3 protein-coding genes are annotated in these 2,317 nt (G+C 49.2%); all 3 read right to left on the reverse strand.

Annotation, left to right across the window (positions count from 1 at the left end; all coding sequences use genetic code 11):
- Positions 1-169: 169 nt before the first annotated feature.
- On the reverse strand, positions 170-1,348 hold the full coding sequence (locus Q0605_RS05510; protein ID WP_298704957.1) for a pyridoxal phosphate-dependent aminotransferase: 1,179 nt from the start codon (positions 1,346-1,348) through the stop codon (positions 170-172).
- Positions 1,345-1,824: a hypothetical protein gene (locus tag Q0605_RS05515; protein ID WP_298704958.1), complete on the reverse strand. Its 480-nt coding sequence runs from the start codon at positions 1,822-1,824 to the stop codon at positions 1,345-1,347. The genes Q0605_RS05510 and Q0605_RS05515 overlap by 4 nt, the downstream gene beginning before the upstream one ends.
- A 10-nt stretch (positions 1,825-1,834) precedes the next feature.
- Positions 1,835-2,317, reverse strand: a 483-nt coding sequence (gene epsC, locus Q0605_RS05520; RefSeq protein ID WP_298704960.1) for a serine O-acetyltransferase EpsC, incomplete at its 5' end; no start/stop codon positions are given.

Raw genomic sequence — 2,317 nt, forward strand, 5'->3', positions numbered from 1 at the left:
GATGGGCGGAATTTGAGTTAAATTCCGTGCTGCGTCGCACTGGATTTGCTTTAATCTCGCACCGAACTCGCCGTGCCACACTAAATTTGCCGCCAAGCCGCATTAAATTTTATGTAAAAATTTCGCTGCTAAGCTACGACAAATTTAGATCAAAATTTCGCTAGCATGCCTATCTGTGGTAATTTTTTACGAATTTTTCTATGCGCTCAAAGCCGCGTTTTAGATTTTCCATGGAGCATGCAAAGCTTACGCGGAAGTGCCCATCCATACCAAATCCGCTTCCTGGCACCGTGGCTACGAGCCCTTTATCTAACAGTCGCATGCAGAATTTCATACTATCAGGTTCTACCTGAGAGCAATCTATGAAGAAATAAAATGCGCCGTCAGGTTTTACAACACTAAGCCCTGGGATCGCACCTATCGCGTCCGTGCCAAAATCGCGCCTGCGCTTGTATTCGCGCCTCATCTCCTCGATATAATCATCCGCCTCGCCGCGCAGCACCGACATAGCGCCTGCCTGGACGATGCTTGCTACGTTGCTGACGCTTTGACTTTGTAGGCTGATCATCGCTTTATTCAGCTCATCGATCGCACAGGCAGTGTAGCCGAAGCGCCAGCCGGGCATCGCGCCGCATTTGCTTAGCCCGTTGATCGTCACGGTGCGCCCAAACATATCCTCGCTGATGCTTGCCGCGGCTACAAATTTTTTATCGTAAACGATCTTTTCATAAATTTCATCGGAGATTACCACAATTTCCGTGCCTTTTAACACTTCCGCAAGCTCTTGCAGCTCCTGGCGCGAATATACGGCGCCTGCGGGGTTACTCGGGTTGAAAAGGCACAGCGCCTTCGTGCGCGGCGTGATCGCGGCTTTGAGCTGTGAGGCGGTGATTTTATATCGGTTTTCCGCCTTGGTGTCTACGATGACGGGCTTGCCCCCGCAAAATTTTACGATGTCTGGGTAGGTGACCCAATAAGGCGCCGGTATTATAACCTCATCGCCTTCGTTTAAGATGCAGTTAAAGACGTTAAATAGCGAGTGCTTGGCGCCTACGTTGGTGATGATCTGATCAGGCCTGTAATCTAGGTCGTTGTCGCGCTTTAGCTTCTGCGCGATTAAATTTAAAATTTCAGGCGTGCCGGCAACCGGCGTATATTTTCCACAGCCCTTAGCCATAGCCTCTATGACAGCCTTTTTGGCGACCTCTGCGGTATCGAAATCGGGCTCGCCCGCGCTTAGGATCACGACGTCTTGCCCCTGGGCTTTCATCTGCTTGGCTTTGGTGCTGATTGCGATCGTTAGGCTTTCGCCGAGCTTGCTTACGCGACTTGAAAGTGTTAATTTCATTGATGCTCCTTGGATTGGTTTAGACAATTTAAAATTTGATTTTTGACGCTAAAAGCCCTGCCGCCATCCGGGTTTTGGTTGTAGATATCGTCGATTTTATAATCGCCTCCGCTACGGACGAGTTTGTATATTATTGTCTGCGTGCCGTAGGGGCAGGTCTGAGTCACTACGACGGTGTCGCGCTGCCCTAGCTCGAAATCATATTTTGCATCGTCGCAGACATCCTGACCCGCAATCACCGGATCGTAGTCCAAGCAGCCTACCTCACCTTCGCCAGCAGATGCTTCATCTTGCATAAGCGCGGATTTGAAAGAAGCCGATAGGATATTTTTGTGATCGCTGAAGTATACATTTTTGCTATACAGACTTTTTACTAAATTTATTCTGGCATCGTTCGCAGAATTTTTCGCGCTATTAGTATCGCTGCTGCTTGCCGATAAAATCGCACAAATCGTAAAAAATAGAGCTTTTTTCACCTTAAGCCTTTTATTTTAATGATTTCAGATACTCTTCGTAGAATTTATTTAGATCCTCGTCCATTGCGGCGATATCTTTTCTGCCGCTGCAGATGCACTCTTCCAAAATTTCGATACGCTTGATGAGATATTTGATAAGCTCCTGGCTGATGTCGGGAATTTTATTATGCGCTAAAGGATCGCTCTGGCAGCTTCCTAAAATTCTAGCGGGCACGCCCACGGCGGTGCAGTTTGGCTCGACATCCTTTACGACGACGGAATTTGCGCCGATTTTGGAATTTTCGCCGATGGTGATGTTGCCTAGCACTTTGGCTCCCGCGCCCACTACGACGCCGTTTTGTAGCGTCGGATGGCGCTTGCCGTGCTCTAAGCTCACGCCGCCGAGAGTGACGCCCTGATAGATCAGACAGTTATCGCCGATGATAGCCGTTTCTCCGATGACAAGCCCCGTGGCGTGGTCAAAAAACACGCCCGAGCCGATACGTGCGCCCGG

Origin of the sequence: uncultured Campylobacter sp., assembly GCF_938017705.1 — a bacterium.
Classification (GTDB): Bacteria; Campylobacterota; Campylobacteria; order Campylobacterales; family Campylobacteraceae; genus Campylobacter_B.

Coding starts and splice junctions, on each gene's coding strand:
- Q0605_RS05510 (WP_298704957.1), bottom strand. CDS start 1,348: ATGAAATTAACACTTTCAAGTCGCGTAAGCAAGCTCGGCGAAAGCCTA.